Origin of the sequence: Erythrobacter aureus, from assembly GCF_003355455.1 — a bacterium.
Classification (GTDB): domain Bacteria; phylum Pseudomonadota; class Alphaproteobacteria; order Sphingomonadales; family Sphingomonadaceae; genus Qipengyuania; species Qipengyuania aurea.
In genome coordinates, this window is sequence record NZ_CP031357.1 from 1,003,990 (window position 1) to 1,028,206 (window position 24,217).

A 24,217-nucleotide genomic window follows, 5' to 3' on the forward strand; every position below is an offset into this window, starting at 1 on the left:
CGCGCGTGTTTTCGTGACGGAGAGGAAGGGCGGCGATGGACTGGCTGCGCAGGGCGGACTGGCTGACGCACGAACGAGTGCGCGGCTACGCATTGCTCCTCACGTTCGTCAGCATTGGGGTGCTGGCCAATTCCTACATGAAGGCAATGGGGCCTGCGGGCACCGATTTCCTTGCCTTCTGGGGGGCGGGTCATGTCGTTATAGGAGGGGATCCCGCCGCCGCCTATGATCTGGCGTTGCAAGAGCGGGTCCAGACGGGGACGGGAAGCGAGGGATGGTTCGCATTCGTCAATCCGCCGCCTTTCCTGCTTGCTGTCACGCCCTTTGGTGCCCTGCCGTTTCCGGTCGCATGGATAGCCTGGGTGGCCATCACCTGGAGCTTGTGGGCATGGGCCGGCATTCGTGCGTTTCCTCGCCTTTGGCCACTCGTCATTGCCTATCCCGGGGCGCTGATCGCGGCGGGACACGCACAGACCGGCCTCCTGACAGGCGCCTTGCTGGTGCTGGCCGCGCATGAATTGGGCAAACGGCAAGCAATATCGGGGGCGGCAATCGGTGCCTTGGTGATAAAACCGCATCTTGCAGTGCTGGCGCCGTTTTGGTTCGGTGCAGCGGGCAAGTGGCCCGCTTTCACCGTTGCCGGCGTCACGGCAACGGCGCTGGTCGCGATTTCATGGGCTGCTTTCGGCAGCGAAACCATCATGGCCTATACCACAAGCTGGCGCGCGAGCGGTGCCCTGCTGGAAGGCATCAATCCCGATTTCCTGCGGCGCATGACGACGTTCTATTCCCAGGCACGGCTATTGGGAGGCGATATCGCGGGTCTGGTACTGGCTGTCATATCGGGACTGGCGGCTTGCGCGGTGGCCCTGCTTGCCTCACGCCGCTTCGGCGGCGATGCGCGTGCAGCAGGGGCCGCAGTCCTCGCCGCGACGGCGCTCGCCTCTCCCTATCTCTTCAGCTACGATCTGCCTTTCCTGATCTTCCCTACGCTCTGGCTGGTCATGCAGGGGCTGAAGCACGGTTTTCGCCCCCATGAAAAGCTGTTGCTCGTGCTGCTCTATTTTGCGCCCTATGCCACCCGCGCACTAGCGTTGCCCGTCGGGGTGAACTTCATGCCGATCGCCGCATTGGTACTGCTGGCGCTAGTCTGGAGCCGTGGCGGGACCAGCGGGCCGGGAACCTCTCGCGCACCCTAGTGTTTTTACTCATCAGGACGGAGGGCAGAAGTTTCATGGAGGTACGCCATGTCGAGTTTGTCCTTCCGCAGCAGCCGCCCCGATGGCTGGGTGCAGCCGAAGCCTTATAGCGACAGTTCGCTGCGCTATCGGATGCACGGCAAGATCCAGCCGATGGAACAGCCGGGTTTCCTGGCTCGTCTGTTCGGGCTACGCTGAGGGTTCAGTCGCAAATGGACGGGGCCGGAGGTCATAGCGACCTCCGGCCCCAATTCTTTGGGATCAACCCCGGCTTCAGTATTCTTCGGGTTCTTCTGGTGTCTCGGCCGTGTGCGTCGGGCCTGCATCCCTCTGGCCCTGCGCCAGCTTGAATACCACCCCGCTGAGCAGGGCAAGGGCGAGAAGGTTCGGCAGGGCCATGGCGGCATTGGAAATGTCTCCCAGTCGCCAGACCAGCTCGCTCGGCTGTGCCGCGCCAAGGAAGATAACCACGCACCACAGGACGCGCCAAGCCATGTGTAGCTTTTTCTCGCCCGAACGGCTGGAGCCTTTCACACGGTCATAGAGGAAGGTGATCGCCCGTTCGCCGTAATAGCTCCAGGTCAGCAGCGTAGTGAAGACGAACAGGATCAGTGCGATCGAGGCTACCAGCGTACCGATCGGAACCGAGGCAATCTCGACCGGGAAGGCCGCAGCAAAGGCTCCACTGGTCATTTCGAAGCCGACCCGGTCGGATTGCCACGCGTGGGCCACGGCTTCGCCACCCGCCGTAAAATCGCCGCGCACCGTAAGGATGACGAGCGCGGTCATGGTGCAAATTACGATCGTGTCGATGAAGGTGCCGAGCATGGCCATGCGGCCTTGCGTTTCGGGATCGTTGGTCTGCGCGACGGCATGGGCGATGGCGGTCGAGCCCTGGCCGGCTTCGTTGGAGAACAGGCCCCGTGCGACGCCAGCACGGATCGCGAGGATGATCGCCGCACCCACGAAGCCGCCGCTGGCCGCCTGCGGATTGAAAGCGCCGTGGAAAATCAGGCCGAAGGTTTCACCCAGATCGCCGAAATTGAGGATCAGCGCAATGACCGCCATGACGATGTAGGTGGCCGCCATGAAGGGCACGATTTTCTCGGCAACATTGCCGATCGACTTGATGCCGCCGATGATGACGATGAAAACGAGGATCGCGACGATCAGCCCGCCGAGCCATTCCTCGATGCCGAACAGTTCGTTGAGGCCATCCGCCACGGCATTCGCCTGAATCGAGTTGCCCGTTACCAGCGCGGAAAACAGCGTGCCGAGGCAGAAAACCACGGCGAGCCAGGTCCATTTCTTGCCCAGACCCATCATGATGTAGGTCATCGGTCCGCCGCGCAGTACGCCATCGCTGGTGCGCTCGCGGTAGCGAATGGCGAGCGAGCCTTCGGCGAAGGCCAGTGCCATACCGAACAGGGCCGTGACCCACATCCAGAAGATCGCCCCGGGACCGCCCAGCGCGATGGCGGTTGCGACGCCGGCAAGGTTGCCTGTCCCGACCTGACCGGACAATGCGGTGGAAAGCGCCGCGAAAGGGGAAATTTCGCCTTCGCCCTGGCTCTTGCGGCCGGCGAAGAGGCCCTTGAAGGCGCTGCCGAGTTTGATGATGGGGTAGAATTTAAGCCCCACCATGATCCACAGGCCAATGCCCAGCAGGACAATGGTCATGGGCGGGAAGGGGAGCACTTCTGCCCCGTTCCAGGTCCCGCCCCAAATGAAATCGGATAAATTGGTGACCGGCTGAATCAGCCGCTCGCCCAGACTCGGTGCCTGGCTTGTTGCCATCGCGTAAATTCCCCTCATGCGTCCCTTGACCGGAAAGCGCGTAGGCTAGTCGCGGGCAACACACTTGCAAAGAGGAGATTCGCGCGAGTCCACCGCTTGCTTTTTCGGGTTCGCGGGACTAGTGCGACTGTGTCTTCCGACATTGGGAATCGAGAAAAGCCCCTCCCGGACTTGAACCGGGGCGGCGAGAGACCCTACCTGAAAGGGACGTGGCGGAAGGCGGCACGATTTTTACGCGAGAGACGTGAGCAATGGCAGACGAAAAGAAAACCAGCCCGGCGGAATTTCTTCGCCAGGTGCAGGCCGAAGGGCGCAAGGTCGTATGGCCGACGCGCGAGGAAACGGTGCGCACGGCGATTTTCGTGTTCATCATGACCGTCATCCTCTCGCTTTTCTTCCTTGGCATCGACTCGCTTTTCAGCGCCGTGGTGCGCTGGCTGCTGACGCTGGCCTGATGTTTCTGGCCTGAGCCGCATTTCGACAGGATAATAGAGAACACATGGCACGCTGGTACATCATCCACGCCTATTCCGGTTTCGAGAACAAGGTTCGCGACGCAATTATCGCCGAAGCCGAACGGCTTGGCCTTTCCGAAGGTGTCGAGGAAGTCGAAGTTCCGACCGAGACCGTGACCGAGGTGAAGCGCGGCAAGAAGGTCCAGGTCGAGCGCAAGTTCATGCCCGGTTACGTGCTGGCCAAGCTGAACATGACCGACGACGTCTATCACCTCGTCAAGAACACTCCGAAGGTGACCGGTTTCCTGGGCACCAACAACAAGCCGCAGCCGATTTCCGAAAAGGAAGCGGCGCGCTATTTCGGCGGTGTGGAAGAAGCGCGTGCGGCGCCGAAGAAGGAAATCAGCGTCGATTACGAGATCGGCGATCAGGTCAAGGTGCTGGACGGCCCGTTCGCAAGCTTCAACGGCCTTGTCGAAGAACTCGATTTCGACAAGCAGAAGGTCAAGGTCTCGGTCTCGATTTTCGGCCGCGCGACACCGGTCGAACTCGATTTCGAACAGGTCGAACTGGTCAAGTAAGGCTGCGACTATCGGCTTTCGAAAGGCCCCGCCGGGATATGCCCGGTGGGGCCTTTTCGATTCCGCATTGCTCCTTTCGCCAAACCGGGCCGCGGACTATCGCTTGGCCTTCGCGAAAAGGTTGACCAGTTCCTCGACCTTGGTGTGCTGTTTGCGCGTATCTCCCGAGGCAATTGCTTCGGCCACGCAATGCGAGGCGTGTTTCTTGAGGATTTCGTCCTCGGCGCGGGCAAGGGCCGATTTCACCGCCTGCAATTGATGCAGGATGTCGATGCAATACCGATCGTCCTCGACCATCTGTGTAACCCCGCGCACCTGCCCTTCCACCCTGCGAAGGCGATCGACAATACGTGCCTGTGCTGATTTCTCGGCCATCGGAACTCTCGCTTGAAAGATACCCTATAGGGGTATACTGCGCCCGAAACGGAAAAATGGCAAGCCAAATGCAAGTTTCGATCAATACAACCCGCAGATCGCTCATCAAAAGCGCCGTCGCCATTGGCGGTCTCGCGGCTATGCCCGCATGGGCGCGCGGTGTGTCGCATGGTCCGATCCGCCAGGGCTTCGACGAAGTATCAGGCCGGGTGATCGATCTCGCGGTCGGCGAAGGGCCGATTGCCGTTGCCGGTCGGCGCGGGCATGCCTTTGCGGTCAATGGCAGCATTCCCGGGCCGCTAGTCCGCCTCAAGGAAGGCGAGCCGGTCACGCTGCGGGTGGCAAACCGCCTTGCCGAAGATACGTCGATCCACTGGCACGGTCTGCTTGTCCCGTTCCAGTTCGACGGCGTACCGGGCGTCAGCTTTCCGGGTATCAAGCCGGGCGAGACCTTCGTTTACGAAATGCCCGCATTACGCCAGGCCGGTACGTACTGGTGGCACAGCCACTCGGGCCTGCAGGAGCAGGCCGGCCATTACGGTCCGCTGATTGTGGACCCTGCCGGACCCGACCCGGTGGAGGCCGATCGTGACTATGTGCTGATGCTGAGCGAATTCACTCCGCTGCACCCTCATACGATTATGGCCAAGCTCAAGAAGGGCGAGGAATATTTCAACCGCCAGAAGACGAGCTGGACGGACGAATATCCACTGAGCGGCGCGGACCGGAGGATGTGGGCGGGTATGCGGATGATGCCCACCGACATCGCCGATGTGACCGGTTCGACCTACACCTATCTCGCCAATGGCCATGCACCTTCGGACGGCCTCGAATATTTGTTCAAGCCCGGCGAACGTGTGCGGTTGCGCGTCATAAACGGCAGCGCAATGAGCTTTTTCAACGTTCGTATCCCCGGTGTCCGCATGACCGTGGTGCAGGCCGACGGCAAGAACGTACGCCCGGTCGAGGTGGACGAATTCCAGATCGGCACGGCGGAAACCTATGACATCGTGGTCGAGCCGACGGGCGAGGCTCACACGATCGTTGCCGAAGCGATGGACCGGTCTGGCATGGCAGTGGCGACGCTTGCCTCGCGCCCCGGCGCCCGCGCGCCGGTGCCGCCCTTGCGCGATCCGGTCCTGCTTACGATGAAGGACATGGGGCACGGCAGCATGGACCATTCCGGTATGGATCATGCCGCGATGGGCCACGATATGCCGATGGGCGAGATGGACCACGGCGCGATGAACATGCGTGATACCTCCACACTACCGGCCGATGTTAAGGTCGGCCCCGGTCTGGATATGGTCAGCGCCGAACCGATCGACCGCATGGGCGATCCAGGCTTGGGGCTCGACAAAATCGGCCACAAAGTGCTCACCTACAACGACCTGTCGGCGCTCGAGCCCAATGACGATTCGCGCAGTCCCAGCCGGTCGATGGAAATCCATCTTACCGGCAATATGGAACGCTATATGTGGTCGTTCGACGGGAAGAAATTCAACGCGGTTGCGGACCAGCCGATCAGGTTTGCCTTTAACGAGCGCGTGCGGGTGAAGTTGGTCAACGATACAATGATGGCGCACCCGATCCACCTCCACGGCCATTTCTTCGAACTGGTCAATGGCGCGGATCGGATGCACCAGCCGCAAAAGCACACCGTCATCGTCCAGCCGGGCGGCAGTGCCACATTCGATCTCACCGCTGACGAAGTGGGTGACTGGGCCTTTCACTGCCATCTGCTCTATCACATGCATGCAGGGATGTTTCAGGTGGTCACCGTCGCCTCGCCGGAGGGCGTGGCATGAGGACCGTAATCGCGTTTGCAATCGTCGCTGTTCCCGTGCCTGCCCTTGCGCAGCACGAGGGGCATGGCCAGCCCGAAGGTGAAAAGCCGGTCGACCATTCTGCGATGGACCATTCGCAGATGGATCACGGTGCCGTCGCAGCGACCTCGGGCGGTCCGGTGTTGCAGGGCCTCAAGCTCGATATTCCCAAGCCGCCCGAGGCACCGCCACCGGCGGCCGCGGGTAGCGGGCCGCCCCGCGCGGCCGACGCGATCTGGGGCGCGGAGGCGATGCGGGAGAGCCGTGAGGCTCTGGCGCGCGAAAATGGGGGGATGACGCTGTTCTGGGTTCAGGGCGACCGGCTCGAACTGCGCAGCCGCGAAGGACATGACGGTTTCCTGTGGGACATTCAGGGCTGGTATGGCGGCGATATCGACAAGCTTTGGGTCAAGACGGAGGGCGAAGGCGAAGTGAACGGCCCGCTCGAAGATGCGGAAGTGCAGGCGCTGTGGTCGCACGCCATCGGCCCGTGGTTCGATTTGCAGGCAGGCGTTCGGCAGGATCTTACCGGTCCCGAACGAACCCATGCGGTGATCGGGGTGCAGGGCCTCGCACCCTATCTCTTCGAAGTGGATGCCGCAGCCTTCGTGTCGAACAAGGGCGACATTACCGCGCGGATCGAAGCCGAACTCGATCAGCGGATTACGCAAAGCCTGATTCTCCAGCCGCGCATGGAACTGGGGTTATCGGCGCAGGACATTCCGGAACTGGGTGTGGGCGCGGGCATCGACCATTTCGAGGCGGGGCTGCGTCTGCGCTACGAATTCGCGCCCGAATTCGCGCCCTACGTCGGAATAGAGCAGGAATGGAAGCTCGGCGACAGCGCCAATTTCGCACGCTTGGAGGGCGAAGATCCTTCGGTCACGAGCGTCGTCGTGGGGGTGCGGTTCTGGTTCTGAAAGCCGCTGCCCGTTTCAAGCGCCGCCAGCCGGCGACAACTGACGCAAGTGATCCAGCACCAGGCCCGGTCGCTGGAACAGGATGAACCCGCCTGCACCGGCTATCGGCCCGACCGCTTCGAAGCCGTGCGCGCTGCAATGAGCCAGTTGCGTGGGAAAATCGTGGATCGTGTCCTCTTCGCCGACCAGCACGCGCACCGGCGCGCCTGGTGCATCGAGCCAGCGCGACCAGTCTTGCAGGATCAGCAGCAGCCCCATCGTCATTCCCCGCGCTGCACGGTCGGGACGCGAAACGAAAGCCCGGCGCACCGCCGCCTGCACGTCCGGTCTGCGCAGCGTTTCGCGGTCCAGGGGGCTTTTTTCGAGCAGCCGGTCGAAATAGCGGTAGGTTTCGCCGCGCATGGATAGGCGAACGACGGCGCGCACCAGCAGTTGGAGAAAGGCCGGGCTCGTGCGTGCCAGCAGTAGCGGTGCGCGCCACAGGGGATTGCGTGTGGCAGTGTCCCTTCCGTCTCGCATGGGAATGGGCGATCCGGTCAGCACCACGCCCGATATCCGGTCCCCGAGATGCGCCCGCACCGCCAATCCGTAGGCTGACGAAAAGCTCGTTGCCAGGACGACGCACCGTTCGATACCCAGCGCATCGAGCAGCATTCCCGCGCGGTGGGCGAAATCGTCGACCCCGGTTAGCACGTCTTCGGACGCATCTAGCTGGGTGTAGAACGGCATCCACGGAATGATGAGATCGAACGCTTCCGTCTTGGCCCGCTGTTCCAGGTCGGGCGTGAGGAAGGGACCTTCGATGGAACCATGGAGCACGAGAACCGGTGTCCCGCCGGGCATGCCGCTACGTTCGAAGGGCATTTCGCTGCCATCGGCAAGAACCGCTGCGGGTTGGGTCGCGCTTTCGCTTTGCAGGCTACCGGTCGGACCCATTTGACCCAGCCGCCACGTTTCCGAAAATCCCGCATAGAGCGCGACCAGCTCGCTCTGCGAAGCCACGCCCAGCTTGCGCATGGTCGCCTTGAGCTGATTGCGCGCGGTGCCGATGGAACGGTCGCGATCGGCAGCGAAATCGGTCAGGCTTCTGCCTTCGACAAGATAACGCATCAATTCGCTTTCCGCCGTGCTGAGGCCCATGGCTGTGGCGAATTCGGCCGCGACGGGATCGTCCCATGACAGGCTCAGGCGGCGCAGGTCGATCAGCCGCTGGTCTTCGCGTTCGCGCACCGTGGCGACCATCGGAACGCCGCGTTCGTCTTCCGGTGTTCGATGGATGCGCAGGATCATCGATTGCCGGGAATCCCGTCCTTCGACGAATTGCCTGAGCCGCTGGCGCCGTTCAGTATCGAAGCCGGTTGCGAAATCCGGCAGCGTTTCGCCGGGGACCCATGAGTGTGCCTGGCCACCATCGACTATGCGCAAGGCGTTATCGAGAGTGAAAGCGATGGCCGTGTCGAAGCCGTGCTTTTCGGTGGACGGCCCCAGGGACAGTCCGGCAAAATCGGAGTCCTCGGCGAAGTGCACCCGGTCGAATATTTCGCCGACCTGTTCGATATGTGGGGCCAGCATTCGCGGGGCGTCACTGCCCTTATCGGCTGCCTTCGCTACCCGAAGTTGCAGATCGAAAAGGTGCTCCGGGGCGGCGACGACCTCATAAGCTTCGCGTATCAGCCGGTCGCGAAACGCATCGTCCAATTCGCCTGCCACTTCCCATTCTTCATCATCCACCGGCTGTGTATTGCGGTTGTGCTTTGCTTTTCCAAGAAAAAAGCGGGAACGGTCCGGAACCGCCCCCGCTTGTCAGTCGGCCACCGTGCCGCATGGCGTTTTGGGAAGCCCTCGCGCCATGCGGACGTGGCTGTACAGGGGGACCGATCGGAATCGGTCACTCGGGTCGCCCTGGAGAAAGGGATGACGCGGCCCGCAATTACCTGATTGGGACCTAGGACGGGTGCGGGCCGCGTCGGCCGCGTGGTTCAGCGCCTCGTGGCGCCGCGGCGATAGGCGAAGGCAGCGACACTCTTGCCCGAAGCGACATTGTAATACTGGCAGTAGAAGTCGGTGCCCTTGTCATTGTGCAGATCGGGCATGTTGAAACCGAGCATGTGTTTGCCGCGACGCTTGAGATCGTTGTCCCAGGCGCGCGAGCGGTCGGAATTGCTCCCGCTGGCAGTCGGCTCGTAGCCCAGCGAATTGCCGGTGTGCAGCATGATGTCCTTGCCGGCGATATTGCTCCAGCTGGGGAAGGCTGCGGGATTGGCATTCTGGCCGGTGTCCATCTCGATGCACTGCATCTTCCAGCCGCCCTTCATCGACGCCCACCGATTGGCGGGCACTTCGATGTAAAGCACATCGCCCGAAGCCATCGAGGGCATGATACAGCCATTGCTGGCGCTGACCGGCTCGCGGTCGATGATGCCGCCGCGCTTCTCCTGCGAGAGGCCTTGCTGGAAGGTATAATCGCCGAACTTGCCGACAAAGGCATTGCTGATCGGCAGCCCGGCACACTTGGTCATCGAAGTGAACTTGGCCGAAGGCGTCGGGGCGCGGCCTGCATATCCCGGACGCTTGGCCGTGCAACGACCGGTCCCGCCGGTCGCGTCGCAACCGCTGCGACTGGCGGCGCTTGCCGCTACGCCTGTGGCGATGGCTGCATTGCGCCCGCCGGCAACGGCAGCGGCCGCACCCACGACGTTGCGGCCCTTGGTGCGGCGGGTTTCTTCGACCACCTCGACGGCAGTATTGGCATCTTCCGCCGCTTTCTCGACCTTCTTGACGGCCTTCTTGAGTTTGTCGAACGGACCCGCGCTAACGGGAGTGGTGGCGATTCCCGTGGCGGCAACGGCCAATCCTGCGGCGATGAGAATTTGATGTTTCATGGTCACGATCCCTTGATTCCAAAAGGTTCGTGACGATTACGGGCGCCCTCTTTCCGCCTGAATGTCCCATCTGGTACATAGCCCGCAAAGAACCGGGCTCAGCGCGAACAGGCTCGCTCATCGGTAGCCCGCATTCGCGATGCGAGTGTGGAAGTGCGCAGGCGAATCGCCGATCTGTCGCATTTCTTGAGTTGAAACCGGACTTTGCGGTCCTTGAAATCCAGCGAAACCCGGCGGAAATTCTCCATAAGATCGGTGCCGAGCAGGAGCGAGGGTTCGTCCTGGAGGCCGAAGACTTCGAAAGGCGGAATGTCGGCGAAAGCGATTGGTACGTTACGCAGGGCGACTGGCCCGAGCTTGAGTTCCTGGATCACCATGAAATCCAGATCCAGAGCCTTTCCGGTAACGCCATAAACCGTGATCTTTTGGAGCTTGTCCTTGCGCCTGAGCTTCAAACGCTCGCGCAACGCCGTATTGCCGATGGTGATTTCGGACCCGGTATCGACCACTGCGTCGACCGATACACGGCCTGCCTTGACTTCGGTCAGGATCAGTTGGCCGCTCTGAAGGCGCCCCTTGACGATAATCACACCGCCTACCAGCGGGGCCGGGGTGAAACCGTCGTCCACGCTGATGTGCCGTTTCTCGAAATCGATGAGGAGGCGCTGTTCGACCAGGGCATCCAGGCCGATCATGCCATCGCCGCCAAGGTCCCGTTCGTCGAGCACCGGCAGTTCCAGATCGGTCGTTGCTGTCGGGCCGAGCATCAGTTCATCGACGAACACGCGGTCGACCATCTTGCTCTCCGTCACCCCGTGCAGCATCGTCGGCTCGCCAGGCGGCATTGCCAGTTTCCCGGCCAGCCTTTCGCCGACCACCGATGTGTCGGCCCCACTGTCGACGACGAATTTGTGCGGCCCGGTGCCATTGACCATGACGTCTACCGTCATGCGGCTGCGCAACTTGCGCGCATCGATTTCTTCGCCACTGATAGCCAGCGTTTCGTCGAACTCGGCTGCCGGAATGGCGGGTAGTGGCGTATTGGCGGGTTCCGGCAATTGCGGAGCCGGCTCCACCTGCGCAGAGGCGGCTGTGGCAATGCACAGCAAAGCCGAAAGAGCAATCGTCTGGACACTTCTGCTCATTCTCGATGCAATACACGCCCATCGGGCGATGAGCGAATCATCATCGACAAGGAACAAACCCGGTCCGACCGGAGAGGCGCGCGCCAACTACGCCTATTCGAAGGTCTCGTCGACGAGGCGGGCAGCGAGGGCAACGCTATCCGCATCCTGCGGATTGGCGAGCACGGCCGAGGCGGGCACTTCGAGCCGATATTCGAGCCCGTCATCGGTATAGGAACGGACCGCCTGTCCGCGCAGCACCTGCGGCACGATACGGGTCAGCAGTTTGGTTCCAAAGCCGCCTTCGGCAGGCCTGCCGCCATGCGTCTCGCCGCTGCGCGACATGGATTCGCGCCAGACGAGCGTGAAAACCTGGTCCTGTTCGGCCTCGGTGATGCTCCAGGAAACGTCGACCCGTACCTCTGGCCCGGCGGGCAGGCTGTATTTCTGGGCGTTGGTCGCCAGTTCGTGGATCGCGAGCGAAATCTGCTGTGCCGCTTCGCTGACGATCTGCGTGTCCGGCCCATCGATGGCAACCTGTTCCCCATAGGTCAGCAAAAGCGGATCGAGCTGTTGGCGGATGATCGTCTCCAGGTCTCCGGACTGGTTGTCGTCGCCCCGCAACACGGTCGAGGTTGCCCTCGCCAGGGACTGTATGCGGCCGAGCAGTGCTTCGACGAACTCTTCGGTCTGGTCGTGGCCGCGTGCGGTCTGCCTCGTAAGCGAAGTGACGACCGATAGGAGATTGCCACTGCGGTGTACGGCTTCGCGCGTCTGCACCGCAAGCTTGGCATTGGCGGCATGAAGCTCCTCGGTTCGCGCCGCCACCAGGTCTTCCAGCTTCGCCAGCGTTTCCTCATGCGCCCGCGCTTCGGCCTGGAGTTTCCGGTTGGCTTCGGCGAGCTGGGCAGGGGAGGGCAGGGAAACCAGGATCGGAATCAGGCGGAACAGCACTATGGCGGTGGCGGCGGAGACAAATCCGGTCGCTAGTTTTAGCAAACCGACCCAAGGATAGATCGGGTACCACAGGGTTACGATCCCCATCAGATGCGTCAGCCCGCACAGCAGGATGAAGCTGGCAAACAAGACAACCAGTCCCGAATAAGGAATGTCCTTGCGCCTGCGCAGCACCGTGAGCAGAGCCACGGGGATTGCCGTATAGGACAGGAAGATCAGCAGATCGCTGCCAGCCCAGAGGAAAACCAGCCACGGTTGCCACAGCAGACACATGCCGTGCGGCATATATTGCCAGATATCGACAAAGTTCTGCATGCGCGCTCCCCTTAGGAAGGGCACTCCTAGCACAGTCGGGTCAAAGCGATAGGCGCAAGGGTCTATTTTGTTGTTCTCAAGGGGAAAATACATTGTGAGCGGGCTGCCGGGAGGCTTGCGTAGAGGGCGGTGCGGGAGGAAGGAACCGGTCTCTTTGCCGCCGCCGAATAATGGGGCGAATCGCTTGCATTCGGGCGCAAAACCGTTATGTGCGCGCCTTCCCAAGTCATCCTCGGGAACCCGTGCGGGAGGTCTGATCCGTCAGACCGCTTGACCGCTTACCATGAGCCCCGGTTCGAGAGTGCCGTGGCGAAAGTGAGAAAGGAGGCCAGTTATGGCCAAGAAGATCGACGGCTATATCAAGCTGCAGGTGCCTGCCGGCACCGCCAACCCCTCGCCGCCCATAGGCCCTGCGCTGGGTCAGCGCGGCGTGAACATCATGGAATTCTGCAAGGCCTTCAATGCCGCCACCGGCGACATGGAAAAGGGCATGCCGATTCCGACCACCATCACGGTCTATGCCGACCGTTCGTTCACCTTCGTGACCAAGACCCCGCCGGCCAGCTTCCTCATCAAGAAGGCCGCCAAGCTCAAGTCGGGCTCGAAGGAGCCGGGCAAGGTTTCGGCCGGTAGCATCAAGCGTTCGGCTCTGGCGGAAATCGCCGAGCAGAAGATGAAGGACCTGAACGCGAACGACATCGAACAGGCCACCAAGATCATCGAAGGCAGCGCGCGTTCGATGGGCCTCGACGTGGTGGAGGGCTAAGATAATGGCTAAGCAGACCAAGAAGCAGCAGCTCGTCGCCAAGCTCGACAGCGAAAAGCTCTACAGTGTGGACGAAGCACTCGCCACGCTGCGCGAGCACAAGGCGAAGTTCGACGAGACTGTCGAAGTCGCGATGAACCTCGGCGTCGACCCCCGCCACGCCGACCAGATGGTCCGCGGTATGGTTTCGCTCCCGAGCGGCACCGGCAAGGACGTCAAGGTCGCCGTGTTCGCCAAGGGCGACAATGCCGAGAAGGCCAAGGCCGCCGGCGCCGACAAGGTGGGCGCGGAAGACCTCATGGAAGACATGCAGAACGGTAATCTCGACTATGACCGCGTGATCGCCACGCCGGACATGATGGGCGTCGTCGGTCGTCTCGGTAAAATCCTTGGCCCCAAGGGCCTGATGCCGAACCCGAAGCTGGGCACCGTGACCCCGAACGTGGAACAGGCCGTGAAGGACGCCAAGGGCGGCCAGGTCGAATTCCGTGTCGAAAAGCAGGGCATCATCCACTCGGGCATCGGCAAGCTCTCGTTCAAGGACGAGGACCTCAAGGCCAACTTCAAGGCCATGACCGACGCCATCGTCAAGGCCAAGCCTTCGGGCGCCAAGGGCAAGTACGTTCGCAAGGTCACGCTGACCTCGTCGATGGGTCCGGGCCTCAAGGTCGACCTGGCTGAAGTCGAAGGCGCGTAAGCACAGCTTCGCGGCCGTCGCCAAGACATATGAAAGGGCCGGTGGGTGCAGACCCGCCGGCCCTTTTCCGTGAGGAGCGCGGAGCCGTTCCCTAGCGCAAAAGGCGCCGCAGAGTGCCCTCGACGCCGGTTTGCCGTGCAAGCCGTTTCACGGACTTCACCGTGCCATCGAAGCCGCCGAGGCTCGCAATCACGGCGCGATTGGCCCAGGTCGGGCGAAGCATCAGGAAGCTGGCGCAATCCACGCTGTCGGTTCCGAACAGCGCCTTGTGCGCGCCTTCGCCCTCGGTGAAGTCGAAATATTGGTAGCGTCCCTCGGCAAAGAGATTCTCGAGCGCTGCCATCTGCAGCACCGTGCCGGGCGACAGACCGGCATGGCCGGGATCGAAGCCGAGATAGGCATAGACCAGCGTCTCGCGCTCCACCGGAAGGTAGAGATAGGCGACCGGAGCGTTGTCGAGGAAAAGCAGAAAAGCGCGCAGACGGTCCTCTGCCGCCAGATCGCGTCTCTCCGCCTGGGCGGCTTCGCCTTCGGGCAAGCCCGCGTCGAGCAGGCGCGCCTGATAGGTTCTGCGCGATAGCGGCTGGGCCAGCGCTGTGAATGTGTCGATTTCCTCGGGTGTGCGATAGGCACGCAGATCGAGCGAACCGCCCGCCGCCTTTTCGAACTTGCGGCGTTTGCGGCGCAGCGTCGAACGGGTCTTGGCCGAGAAGCGCGAGAAGTAATCTTCGTAACTGCCCGCCATGTCGATGAAGTATCGGGCATATTGTTCGCGCGAGCCGATCAGGAAGCCCGGCATCGCTGAGCGCAGGCGAAGTTCCGCCGCCGTCGGAGCGGAAAGCACCCGCAGCCCTTCCACACTGTTCAGCGCGGGCACCGGCGGCACCCGCCCGGCGAGAATATCCTGCAGCGAAAAGGCCAGCGTGGCGACCGAGCGCTCGATCGAAAACAGCCGCCGCGATCCTACCGTGAACGGGATGCGATATTCGGTGGAAGGCGTGAGATCACCCGTCACGATGCGCCGTAGAGCATATTGGAGGCGAGCTGTTCCATAACCCGTGCCGCGGAGCGGAAGGGGCTGTGCGGCATGGCGGCCGCGCCGGTCCCGTCACCGATTTGCGGCGGGTGGCTGGTGAAGGTCGCCCCATGCGCTCCCGGCGTCGCCGCTATGCTCGCGCAGAATCTGGCAAAGCGATCGCGGAGGATCGTGTTGGCGCGCGTACGGTCGCGGCTCATCAGCTCGAAGCTGTGGCTTACGATATTGAGCATGGCGGCGCCTTCGCGCACGCAAAAGCGCAGCGCCGCAGCCAGCTCGCGGTGCGAAAGTGCGGTGATCTGCGCATGGCGCTGGCCACCATGGCTGCGGATCGATCCTACGGGGACTTCGATCGTGCCGTGGTGGCAAACGACTTGGCGGTCGTCGGCGGACAGCGAAATGCGGCATTCCGAACCAGCGATCCCCGGCACATGGCTGCTATCGTAACGGATCCCCACCTTCGCCAGCGCGCGCAGTGTCGCATCGTCCGCGCCGAAATTGCCCGCCCTGAAGGCGGTGGGGGCCGGAGCCCCGGCCCGCATTAGAAACTCGCGCGCGATTTCGATCAGTTCGACCTGCTCCGACTCCGTAAAATCGTGCATGTTGCGGCCCGTCCGACCCGGCAGGGGATTGGCATCGCCGGCAATCTCCAACCATTCGGGGTGGAGATGCAGTTGTACCTCGTGGCCGCGTTCGAGTATGGGTTCGACCACGGCGGCAATCGCTCCTGTCCCCCACACCAGCGCGGGCATCGGGTCGACGAAGAACACGCCCTTGACCCCGTTCGCGTCCATCACATCCATTTGATGCCCAGTTCCGACTTGGCCCTGTGGGGTGCAGCAGGAAATTGATCGTTCGAACACTTCCTCGCGGGCTTTCGCGCCGAGGCGCAATGTGAGGCCCGGTGAATATTCGGTGTCGATGGTTATGTAGACTGCGGTCATCCATGTGACCTTATCACACGGAAGTTAATTGGGTAATGATAGACTTAGCGGTTCAGATGCCGCCGGGAGTGAAGTCGAAACCGGCAGTGGCAAGCCCGTCGCACAGGCTATCGACGCAGCTCTGGAGCTCTTCCTCCCGTGTCGAGCGGACGACGAAATTAGCGCCCACCCGCCCTTCGCGAAAGAAGGGATAACTGCCGATCTGACACTGCGGATGGGCCTGTTCGACCTGGCGCAGAATGTCGGCGACCTCGCTTTCGGGCGTCCAGCATCCGACCGTTTCGGACAGTAGCGGAGCGCCGCCTTCGAGTGTACCGGTCAGCGCATCGAGCATCCCGGCGGTAATATGCGGCACACCGGCCATGAGATGCAGATTGCCGAGCTTGATCCCCGGTGCACCCGACATCCGGTTGGGGATCAGTTCGGCGCCTTCGGGCACGCGCGCCATGCGCAGGCGCGCCTCGGTCAATTCCTTGCCGATGCTGGCGTAATAGCGTTCGAGCATGGCCTTCGCCTCGGGATGGATGACCACCGGAACACCAATCGCCTCTGCCACCGCATCCACGGTTATGTCGTCATGGGTGGGGCCGATACCGCCGGTGGTGAAGAGGTAGTCATACGCTTCGCGCAAGGCATTCACCGCTTCGACGATGCGATCCATCACATCGGGCACCACGCGCACTTCCGACAGGCGAATGCCCTGCACCTGTAGCCAACTGGCGACCTGGGCGATGTTCTTGTCGTGCGTGCGCCCCGAAAGGATCTCGTCGCCGATGACGACCAGACCCGCAGTATAGATGCGTTCATTCATGGATGGCACGCCTAACGTGCTCGGCGCATGAATGCTACTCTGCTGCTTCCAATTGCTGGTCGGCCGCGCGCGCATTGGCACCATGACGGCGGAATTCCAGCAGGCCATCGTCGACCGGCTCTTCCTTCATGCGTTTGCGATCGACCACATATTCCTGATTCAGCCGCCAGGGATAAGCGACCGCGTTTTTCGGCATGATCGATTTGGCGCGCTGGATATAGCCCGACGAGAAATCGAAGATGTCGTCTTCCTCGATCCGGGCTTCTGCCTCGGCTGTCAGAACCGGCTCGACTACATCGACACCCTTCGCGCGGCTCTCGTTGAGCACCCGGCAGATATAATCGGAATTGATATCCGCGCGCAGAGTCCAACTGGCGTTGAGATAGCCGAACACAACCGCCAAATTGGGCAGGTTCGAGAACATGCAGCCCTTGTAATAATAATGCTGGGCGAGATCGATGGCCTGCCCTTCGCGCGCGAGCTGGATCTTGCCTGCCACCGCGAGCTTGAGGCCAGTCGCGGTCACGACGATATCGGCGGGCAGGAAACGATCGTCGGTCAGACGCACTCCGCCTTTTTCGAAGGCTTTGATATGGCCGGTGACCACGTCGGCCTTGCCACTCTTGAGCGCGGTGAACAGATCGTCGTCGGGGACCAGGCACAGGCGCTGGTCCCAGGGGTTGTAGGGCGGGGTAAAGGGCGCGAGATCGTAATCCTCGCCCATCGACTTGCGAATACGTTTGTGAAGCGTCGCAGCCATTTTCTCCGGCTGGGTCCGCGCGCGTTTGAAGCCGAAATCCTGCAAGGTGATGTTCTTCCACCGCGTGATCCGGTAGGCGAGTTTCTCGGGCAGGATCTTGCGCAGGAAATTGGCCAGCGCATCCTTCGCCGGACGGCTGAACATCCAGGTCGGCGTGCGCTGCAACATGGTCACCTTGGCGGCCTTGTCGCTCATCGAGGGAACGATCGTCACCGCAGTGGCACCCGATCCGATCACGACGACATTCTTGCCGGTGTAATCGAGGTCCTCGGGCCAGAACTGCGGATGCACAATCCGACCGTCGAATTCGCCGAAGTCGAAGCCCGGATCATAGGGTTCGTCATAGTCGTAATAGCCCGACCCGAGATAAAGCCAGTTGGCGGTAAGGTGCTTTTTCTCGCCCTCGCCCGTCTCGAGCGTTACGTGCCAGCGCCCATCGCTCTCGCGCCAGTCGGCGGCGAGCACTTTGTGCCCGAACCGCATATGCTTGCGGATGTCGCGTTCATCGACGATCCGGTCGAGATATTCGAGAATGGCAGGCCCATCGGCGATCGACTTCTCGTGTTTCCACGGTTCGAAATCGAAGCCCAGCGTATGCATGTCGCTATCCGAACGGATGCCGGGATAGCGGAACAGGTCCCAGGTGCCGCCCAGGTTCTCGCGGCGTTCGACAATGACGAAATCATGGCCCGGCGCCTTTTCCTTCATATGCGCTGCCATGCCGATGCCGGAAATTCCCGCACCCACGATCATAACATCGAAATCGGTCGCCGTGTTCGTCATCTGTCTCTCCCAAGTTCCCGGAACCTAGCTCAGTCTGAACGAAAGCACCAGCCTCGGTTGCAGGGCGCAACCTAATTTGCGGGGTTCGGCTCCATCGGCGACTGGATCGCTTCCGCGTCCTGCTTGGCTATCGCTTTCGCGCAGAGCCTGCGTTAGGGCGGTCGGAAAGGGGAGCCTTCGCAGCATGTCTAGCAGCGCCAAGCAGAAGCCGCGGCGGGTCACTTCGATAGACGTGGCCGAACGCGCTGGGGTGAGCCAGTCGACCGTAAGTCGCGCGCTGGCCGGTTCGGAAACCATCACTCCGGCGACCCGCCGCCGGGTCGAACTGGCGGCGGAGGAACTGGGCTATCACGTCAATATGCGTGCCGCAGGCCTGCGGCGCGGTGAGACGGGCACGATAGCGATCGTCGTCATCGGGCGCGAGGGGCAGGGTCCCGCAGCCATCAATCCGTTTTACTACAGCCTGCTGGGAAGCACCTGCGCCGCGGCGGCAGAGCGCGGATACGAGGCGTTGGTCTCGTTCCAGGCCAAGCCGGAGGAGCTTTTCGGCCATTACGTCGCGCGCCGCCAGGCCGATGGTGTGGTCGTCATCGGGACGGCGACCAATCACGCAGCCTGGGATTATTTCCGCAAATGCGCGGAAGATACCGAAGGCATCGCTTTTTGGGGCTCGCCCTTCGACGACAGTGTCTGGGTCCGCTCGGACAATCGCGACGGCGGGCGGATTGCAGTGGAACGCCTGGTGGCCAGTGGTGCCCGGCAAATCGTGTTCGTCGGCGATACCGCATCTTCCCAGCGCCAGTTTCGCGAGCGCTACGATGGCTATCGCAGCGCCATGGAAGCGGCGGGGCTTGCGCCGGTGGATGCCGTGGTCAGCGAAGGCAGCGATCGCGTCTCTCAAGGCCGAAACGCCGTCGCGCAGTTGGTGGGCAGCGGGGCGCGCTTCGATGGCCTTTTCTTCGCCTGCGACGCGATGGCCTTGGGCGCGCTGGAGGAACTGGCCGCGCGCGCCATCGATGTACCGAACGATGTCGGCGTTATCGGCTTCGACGGTCTCGGCTCGGGCGAGTTCAGTTCGCCGCCCCTCACCACGGTCGAACCCGATTTCGCCCAGGCCGGCATGCTGTTGATCGATACTGCCCTCGCATCGCAGGACGAATGCCCCGAGCGCCGTGTTGCTGTCCATCTCGTCGAGCGCGCCAGCGTGCGCCGGCCAATCGAATAATCCACCCGGAGAGACCCATGAAAACCAGTATTGCCTCCGTGCTTGCCGCACTCTTCGTCAGCCAGGCCGCCCATGCCCAAGACCCGCAGCCGAGCCCCAACCCGGTGGAGGAGCAGGAAGTCGATGCATCGGCGGAGGACGGCCCCGCCGAAGGCAGCGGCCTGGCTGTCGATGCAGCTCCTGCAACGGCCAATCCGGCCGCCGAGGCCGAGGACGAAAAATGGGATGTCACCGCACCGCGCGGTGCGACCATCCGGCAGGTGCCGATCCGCACGGACGAAGGTACCTGGATGGATGTGGATGTGTCCCCCGACGGACGCATGCTCACCTTCTCGCTGCTGGGCGATATCTACACCATGCCGATCACGGGCGGTACGCCGACGCGCATTGCCGACGGTCTCGCATGGGAAGTGCAGCCGCGCTTTTCGCCCGATGGGCGGCGTATCGCCTTTACCTCCGACCGCGGCGGTGGCGACAATATCTGGATCATGAATGCCGACGGTTCGGACAAGCGCCAGCTGACCAAGGAAGACTTCCGGCTTCTCAACCAGCCGAGCTGGTCGCCCGACGGCAATTACATCGTCGCCAAGAAGCATTTCACCACCCAGCGCTCGCTCGGCACGGGCGAGATCTGGCTCTACCACGTCTCGGGCGGCGGCGGCGTGAAGCTGGTCAAACGGGCCAGCGAAGCGTTGCAGAAGGAACTGGGCGAGCCGGTCTATGCGCCCGATGGCGAGGCAGTCTATTACTCGCGCAACGTTACCGGCGGTCCGATCTTCGAATACGCGCAGGATTCGACGCAGGGCACTTTCGCGATCGAGCGGTACGAGCTGGCCACCGGCGAGGTGACCACGGCCGTCAGCGGCTTTGGCGGTGCTGTCCGCCCGCAGCCTTCGCCCGACGGCAACAGCCTAGCCTTCATCCGCCGCGACAAGGACCAAACCGAGCTGTGGGTGAAGAACCTCGCTACCGGCCAGCAGCGCATGATCTATGGCGATCTCGACATGGACATGCAGGAAACCTGGGCTGTCCATGGTTTCTATCCGCTGATGGACTGGGTGCCGGACGGCAATTCCATCGTGCTGTGGGCCGGCGGCAAGCTGAAGCGCGTGGCAGCCGATGGCAGTGGCGCGAGCGATATTCCCTTCAGCATCAACGATACGCGCGGCATGGCCGATGCGCCGCACCCGGTGATCCCGGTATCGCCCGACAGCTTCACCGCGAAGATACCGCGTTTCGCCAGCGTTTCGCCCGACGGGCGTACGGTCGTGTTCGAAAGCCTCGGCAAGCTTTATGCGAAACCGGTCGGCGGCGGCGCGGAGCGCAGGCTCACCTCGGGCACTGACGACGCGCTCGAGCTGTGGCCCTCGTGGTCGCGCGACGGGCGGCGGATTACCTATGTCCGCTGGACCGACAGCGGCCTCGGCCAGATCATGACCGCCAATGCCAATGGTTCCGGGGCGAGGGCGATCACCACCATGCGCGGCCACTATGCGAACCCGCGTTTCTCGCCCACCGGCGACACTATCGTGTTCGAAAAGCGCTCGGGCGGATACCTCACCTCGCCTGAATTCTCCGAGAACGCGGGCGTCTACAGCGTAAGCGCAGCGGGCGGTACGCCCCAACTCGTCGCACGCGACACGTCGAACCCGCAATTCGGCGCCGATAGCGACCGCCTGTTCATGCTGGGCCGCAAGGATGGCAAGCTGCAACTGCTCTCCGCCGATCTCGACGGCGAAGCGCGGCAGGTCCATGCCGAGGGCGAACTGGCGACCGAATATCACGTCAGTCCGCGCGGCGATTTCGTCGCCTTCCGCGAGAATTACGAGGTCTTCGCCACGCCGCTGATGCCCGGTGGGCAGGCGGTGACGGTGGGCGAAAAGGCCAGTTCGCTGCCTGTGGTGCGCGCATCGAAGGGCGGGGCGGACTACATCGGCTGGAGCGAGGGCGGCGACATGCTGACCTGGTCGATGGGGCCGGTGCTCTACCGCGCCAGCCTCGCCTCGATGTTCGCCAATGCGCCTAAGGACAAGGACGCGCCCGCTTTCGTTCCGCCGACCAGCGGCACCTCGCTCGAGCGCTCGGTTGCCGCCGACAAGCCGCGCGGCACGGTGGCGATAACCGGCGCGAAGATATTGACCATGGCGGGTGACGGTGCCGGTGCAATCGCCAATGGCACGATCGTCATCACCGGTGACAGGATCGCCGCCATTGGCCCGGCGTCCTCGGTCCAGGTCCCGCAGGGCGCGACGGTGATCGATGCGGCGGGCAAGACCATCATGCCCGGCCTTGTCGACGCGCATGCGCATGGGCCGCAGGGCACGGGCGATCTGGTGCCGCAGCAAAACTGGTCGTTGGTTCAGAACCTGGCCATGGGCACGACGACGCTCCACGATCCCTCGTCGCAGGCCAGCATGATCTTTGCCGCGGCAGAGCGTCAGCGCGCCGGCACGCTGCTCGCCCCGCGCATCTTCTCGACGGCGGAAATCGTCTATGGGGCCAAGGCGCCGAGCGTCTATGCGCGGATCGACAGCTACGAGGATGCGCTCGCGCATATCCAGCGGATCAAGGCGCAGGGCGGCATTTCGATCAAGAACTACAACCAGCCCCGGCGCGACCAGCGCCAGCAGGTGGTGGCCGCCGCACGCGCGGAGAACATGCTGGTGGTGGCCGAAGGGGGTTCGCTGTTCGGCATGGACATGAACTTGATCGCCGATGGCAATTCCACCCTCGAGCACAATGTTCCCGGCGAAGTCTTCTACGAGGATGTGCTGCAATTCTGGGCTGGGACGAACGTCAATTACACGCCGACGCTGGTGGTGACCTATGGCGGCCTGGCCGGCGATCCTTACTGGCGGCAGGCGACCGATGTGTTCGCCAACCCGCTGATGGTCCACACCCCGCCGCGACAGCTGATTGCGCAAACGGCACGGCGCGTGAAAGCACCCGACTGGGCTTTCGTCGACGACGAGGCTGCGCGCGAAGCGAAGAAGCTCGCCCAGCGCGGGGTCAAGGTTAGCATCGGGGCGCATGGCCAGCAGGCCGGTGTCGCTGCCCATTGGGAGCTGTGGAGCTTTGCCCGGGGCGGGATGTCGGCGGTCGAAGCGCTGCGGGCGGGAACGATCGAGCCTGCCAAATCGCTGGGCATGGAGCGCGATATCGGCAGTCTCGAAGTCGGCAAGCTGGCCGATCTCATCGTCCTGAATTCCGATCCCAGCGAGAATATCCGCAATTCGGACAAGATCGACCGCGTGATGCTGGGCGGTCGCCTTTACGATGCGCGGACGATGAACGAGGTCGAGACCGGCAACGCCCGGCGCCTACCCTATTGGTGGGAATGACCCCGGCCAGGACGGGTAGTGCGGATTGCGGTTCCGCGCTGCCCGTCGGCCGGGTCTGCATGAAGGCTTCTATTCCGCGCGGATCTGCCCCAGAAAGGCCTGTACGCGCTGTTTGAGCGCGCTGGCCTGACCTTCGAGTTCGCTGGCCGAATTGAGCACCTGGCTCGCGGCGGTGCCGGTGGTGATGCTGGTTTCGCGGAACTCGTCGATATGCGATGCGACCTCGTCGGTCGAACGGGCGGCGAGATCGATGCTGCGGGCGAGATCCTGCCCGGCGACCGATTGCTGGTCCACCGCGCTGGCAATCGAAATCGCGGTCGACTCCAGTTCCTTGATCTGCCCGGCGATCGAACGCAGCGCGCCGACGCTGGCGCCGGTCGAATCCTGCATTGCACGGATCTGCGCGGCCACGTCCTCGGTCGCGCGGCTGGTCTGGGCGGCCAGTTCCTTGACCTCGCTGGCGACCACCGCGAAGCCGCGGCCTGCCTCCCCACCGCGCGCCGCCTCGATCGAGGCGTTGAGGGCGAGCAGGTTGGTGCGCTGGGCGATCGACTGGATCAGCTCGACGATTTGCCCGACCTGGTCCGCCGAAACCGCAAGGGCGGAAATGGTCTCGTCGGCCCCGCTGGCGGCGTCGGTCGCCTTGCGCGCCAGTTCGGCCGAATGGGCCGCCTGACGGCTGATCTCACCGATCGACAGGGCGAATTCGTCGGAGGCCGCCGCCGCGGCGGTCACGCCATTATTCGCCTGGTTCATCGACTGGGAAACGCGCTGCGACTGATCGGCTGCACGCTCCGCGCTGGTTGCCATCCCCGAGGCTGTCACATTCAGTTGGCTCGCCGCAGTCGCCACGCCGCTGACCACATCTGCGACTTCACTCTCGAAGGCGCCGGCCATGCGGATCAGCTCAGTCTTGCGCTTTTTCGCCGCTTCCTTGCGGCCGGCGAACAGTTCGTCGAGCTTGTGACCGGATTTCAGAAACACTTCCAACGATCGGGCAAGATCGCCGATTTCATCTTCGCGGTCGAGGCCTGCCACCTCGATGTCGCGGGAGCCCCGGGCCAGACGGGCCATGCCGTGCGACACCTGGAGAAACGGTTCGATGACTTGATCGAGTATCAGTTTGAAGCTTACGATGCCGCCGACGAGAGATATTGCGGCGATGGCTATCACCGCGAACCGGGCGGTTTCCGCAAATTCGGGATAGGTCAGACCGATCACGGCGAGAAACGCAATTACGAGCAGACCGCCGAGCGTGATACCCGATGCCAGCTTTGCCTTGCGCGCCAACGACAAATCCATGAACCAGCGCGACAGCGCCGAATTGCGCGTTCGCGATTGCGAATAGTCTATATCCACATCCGCGATTTCCTGGACCAATTCGTCGGCCATGATCGAACTGTATGCGGTCATCCCCGTTTAC

21 protein-coding genes are annotated in these 24,217 nt (G+C 62.7%); 10 read left to right on the forward strand and 11 right to left on the reverse strand.

Translation table 11 applies throughout. The features are described 5' to 3' along the window. The first annotated feature begins 35 nt into the window (after positions 1-35). Positions 36-1,199: a glycosyltransferase family 87 protein gene (locus DVR09_RS04970; RefSeq protein WP_115415960.1), complete on the forward strand. Its 1,164-nt coding sequence runs from the start codon at positions 36-38 to the stop codon at positions 1,197-1,199. Positions 1,200-1,247: 48 nt separating this feature from the next. Next, positions 1,248-1,397 (forward strand): hypothetical protein, encoded by a 150-nt coding sequence (locus tag DVR09_RS17365; protein WP_174223723.1) that lies wholly within the window; start codon positions 1,248-1,250, stop codon positions 1,395-1,397. A 75-nt stretch (positions 1,398-1,472) separates the two neighbouring features. Here the strand turns inward: DVR09_RS17365 and DVR09_RS04975 are convergent, their stop codons facing one another. Next, the gene (locus DVR09_RS04975) at positions 1,473-2,996 is read right to left on the reverse strand and encodes an alanine/glycine:cation symporter family protein (RefSeq protein ID WP_115415961.1); all 1,524 of its coding nucleotides are present in this window, start codon (positions 2,994-2,996) and stop codon (positions 1,473-1,475) included. A gap of 251 nt (positions 2,997-3,247) precedes the next feature. Between DVR09_RS04975 and secE the strand changes: the two genes are divergently transcribed. Further along, positions 3,248-3,451, forward strand: a complete 204-nt coding sequence (secE, locus tag DVR09_RS04980) for a preprotein translocase subunit SecE (RefSeq protein WP_115415962.1) — start codon at positions 3,248-3,250, stop codon at positions 3,449-3,451. A gap of 44 nt (positions 3,452-3,495) precedes the next feature. Beyond that, positions 3,496-4,032 carry a transcription termination/antitermination protein NusG gene (gene nusG, locus DVR09_RS04985; protein ID WP_115415963.1) on the forward strand — a complete coding sequence of 179 codons (537 nt, stop codon included), beginning with the start codon at positions 3,496-3,498 and terminating at the stop codon, positions 4,030-4,032. A 96-nt stretch (positions 4,033-4,128) separates the two neighbouring features. Here nusG and DVR09_RS04990 read toward each other — a convergent pair whose 3' ends face one another. Then, entirely contained in the window at positions 4,129-4,407 is a 279-nt protein-coding gene (locus DVR09_RS04990) for a metal-sensitive transcriptional regulator (protein WP_115415964.1), read from the reverse strand. 68 nt (positions 4,408-4,475) lie between these two features. Here DVR09_RS04990 and DVR09_RS04995 point away from each other — a divergent pair, with 68 nt between their 5' ends. Together DVR09_RS04995 and DVR09_RS05000 are read left to right on the forward strand one after the other, a co-directional pair. Next, positions 4,476-6,215, forward strand: a complete 1,740-nt coding sequence (locus tag DVR09_RS04995) for a copper resistance system multicopper oxidase (RefSeq protein WP_115415965.1) — start codon at positions 4,476-4,478, stop codon at positions 6,213-6,215. Next, positions 6,212-7,153, forward strand: a complete 942-nt coding sequence (locus DVR09_RS05000) for a copper resistance protein B (protein WP_115415966.1) — start codon at positions 6,212-6,214, stop codon at positions 7,151-7,153. The genes DVR09_RS04995 and DVR09_RS05000 overlap by 4 nt, the downstream gene beginning before the upstream one ends. Before the next feature lie 15 nt (positions 7,154-7,168). On the opposite strand, the gene DVR09_RS05005 is transcribed toward DVR09_RS05000, so the two are convergent. From DVR09_RS05005 to DVR09_RS05020, 4 genes are all read right to left on the reverse strand, one after another. Continuing rightward, positions 7,169-8,863 (reverse strand): LuxR C-terminal-related transcriptional regulator, encoded by a 1,695-nt coding sequence (locus DVR09_RS05005; protein ID WP_162814847.1) that lies wholly within the window; start codon positions 8,861-8,863, stop codon positions 7,169-7,171. Positions 8,864-9,132: 269 nt separating this feature from the next. After that, positions 9,133-10,035 (reverse strand): hypothetical protein, encoded by a 903-nt coding sequence (locus DVR09_RS05010; RefSeq protein WP_115415968.1) that lies wholly within the window; start codon positions 10,033-10,035, stop codon positions 9,133-9,135. 98 nt (positions 10,036-10,133) lie between these two features. Beyond that, on the reverse strand, positions 10,134-11,180 hold the full coding sequence (locus DVR09_RS05015) for a retroviral-like aspartic protease family protein (RefSeq protein ID WP_115415969.1): 1,047 nt from the start codon (positions 11,178-11,180) through the stop codon (positions 10,134-10,136). Between the two features lie 93 nt (positions 11,181-11,273). Next, a complete protein-coding gene (locus DVR09_RS05020; RefSeq protein ID WP_162814848.1) occupies positions 11,274-12,431 on the reverse strand; it encodes a sensor histidine kinase in 1,158 nt (385 codons plus the stop codon). A gap of 334 nt (positions 12,432-12,765) precedes the next feature. Here DVR09_RS05020 and rplK point away from each other — a divergent pair, with 334 nt between their 5' ends. Both rplK and rplA read left to right on the forward strand, forming a co-directional pair. Next, the gene (gene rplK / locus DVR09_RS05025) at positions 12,766-13,197 is read left to right on the forward strand and encodes a 50S ribosomal protein L11 (protein ID WP_067690596.1); all 432 of its coding nucleotides are present in this window, start codon (positions 12,766-12,768) and stop codon (positions 13,195-13,197) included. A gap of 4 nt (positions 13,198-13,201) precedes the next feature. Continuing rightward, positions 13,202-13,894 carry a 50S ribosomal protein L1 gene (rplA, locus tag DVR09_RS05030; RefSeq protein ID WP_115415971.1) on the forward strand — a complete coding sequence of 231 codons (693 nt, stop codon included), beginning with the start codon at positions 13,202-13,204 and terminating at the stop codon, positions 13,892-13,894. A 91-nt stretch (positions 13,895-13,985) separates the two neighbouring features. Here the strand turns inward: rplA and DVR09_RS05035 are convergent, their stop codons facing one another. From DVR09_RS05035 to DVR09_RS05050, 4 genes are read right to left on the reverse strand one after another with little or no spacing between them, the layout of a single operon-like run. Next, positions 13,986-14,909, reverse strand: coding sequence for a GNAT family N-acetyltransferase (locus tag DVR09_RS05035; RefSeq protein ID WP_234041561.1), 924 nt, complete (start codon positions 14,907-14,909; stop codon positions 13,986-13,988). After that, positions 14,906-15,874, reverse strand: a complete 969-nt coding sequence (locus DVR09_RS05040) for a polysaccharide deacetylase family protein (protein WP_115415972.1) — start codon at positions 15,872-15,874, stop codon at positions 14,906-14,908. The genes DVR09_RS05035 and DVR09_RS05040 overlap by 4 nt, the downstream gene beginning before the upstream one ends. A gap of 52 nt (positions 15,875-15,926) precedes the next feature. Continuing rightward, on the reverse strand, positions 15,927-16,685 hold the full coding sequence (locus tag DVR09_RS05045; RefSeq protein WP_115415973.1) for a competence/damage-inducible protein A: 759 nt from the start codon (positions 16,683-16,685) through the stop codon (positions 15,927-15,929). A gap of 34 nt (positions 16,686-16,719) precedes the next feature. After that, positions 16,720-18,228: a flavin-containing monooxygenase gene (locus DVR09_RS05050; RefSeq protein WP_115415974.1), complete on the reverse strand. Its 1,509-nt coding sequence runs from the start codon at positions 18,226-18,228 to the stop codon at positions 16,720-16,722. Between the two features lie 184 nt (positions 18,229-18,412). Here DVR09_RS05050 and DVR09_RS05055 point away from each other — a divergent pair, with 184 nt between their 5' ends. Further along, positions 18,413-19,453 (forward strand): LacI family DNA-binding transcriptional regulator, encoded by a 1,041-nt coding sequence (locus DVR09_RS05055; RefSeq protein WP_174223724.1) that lies wholly within the window; start codon positions 18,413-18,415, stop codon positions 19,451-19,453. A 17-nt stretch (positions 19,454-19,470) separates the two neighbouring features. Further along, positions 19,471-22,794, forward strand: a complete 3,324-nt coding sequence (locus tag DVR09_RS05060; RefSeq protein WP_115415975.1) for an amidohydrolase family protein — start codon at positions 19,471-19,473, stop codon at positions 22,792-22,794. A gap of 69 nt (positions 22,795-22,863) precedes the next feature. On the opposite strand, the gene DVR09_RS05065 is transcribed toward DVR09_RS05060, so the two are convergent. Then, positions 22,864-24,207: a methyl-accepting chemotaxis protein gene (locus DVR09_RS05065; RefSeq protein ID WP_115415976.1), complete on the reverse strand. Its 1,344-nt coding sequence runs from the start codon at positions 24,205-24,207 to the stop codon at positions 22,864-22,866. Positions 24,208-24,217: the final 10 nt, after the last annotated feature.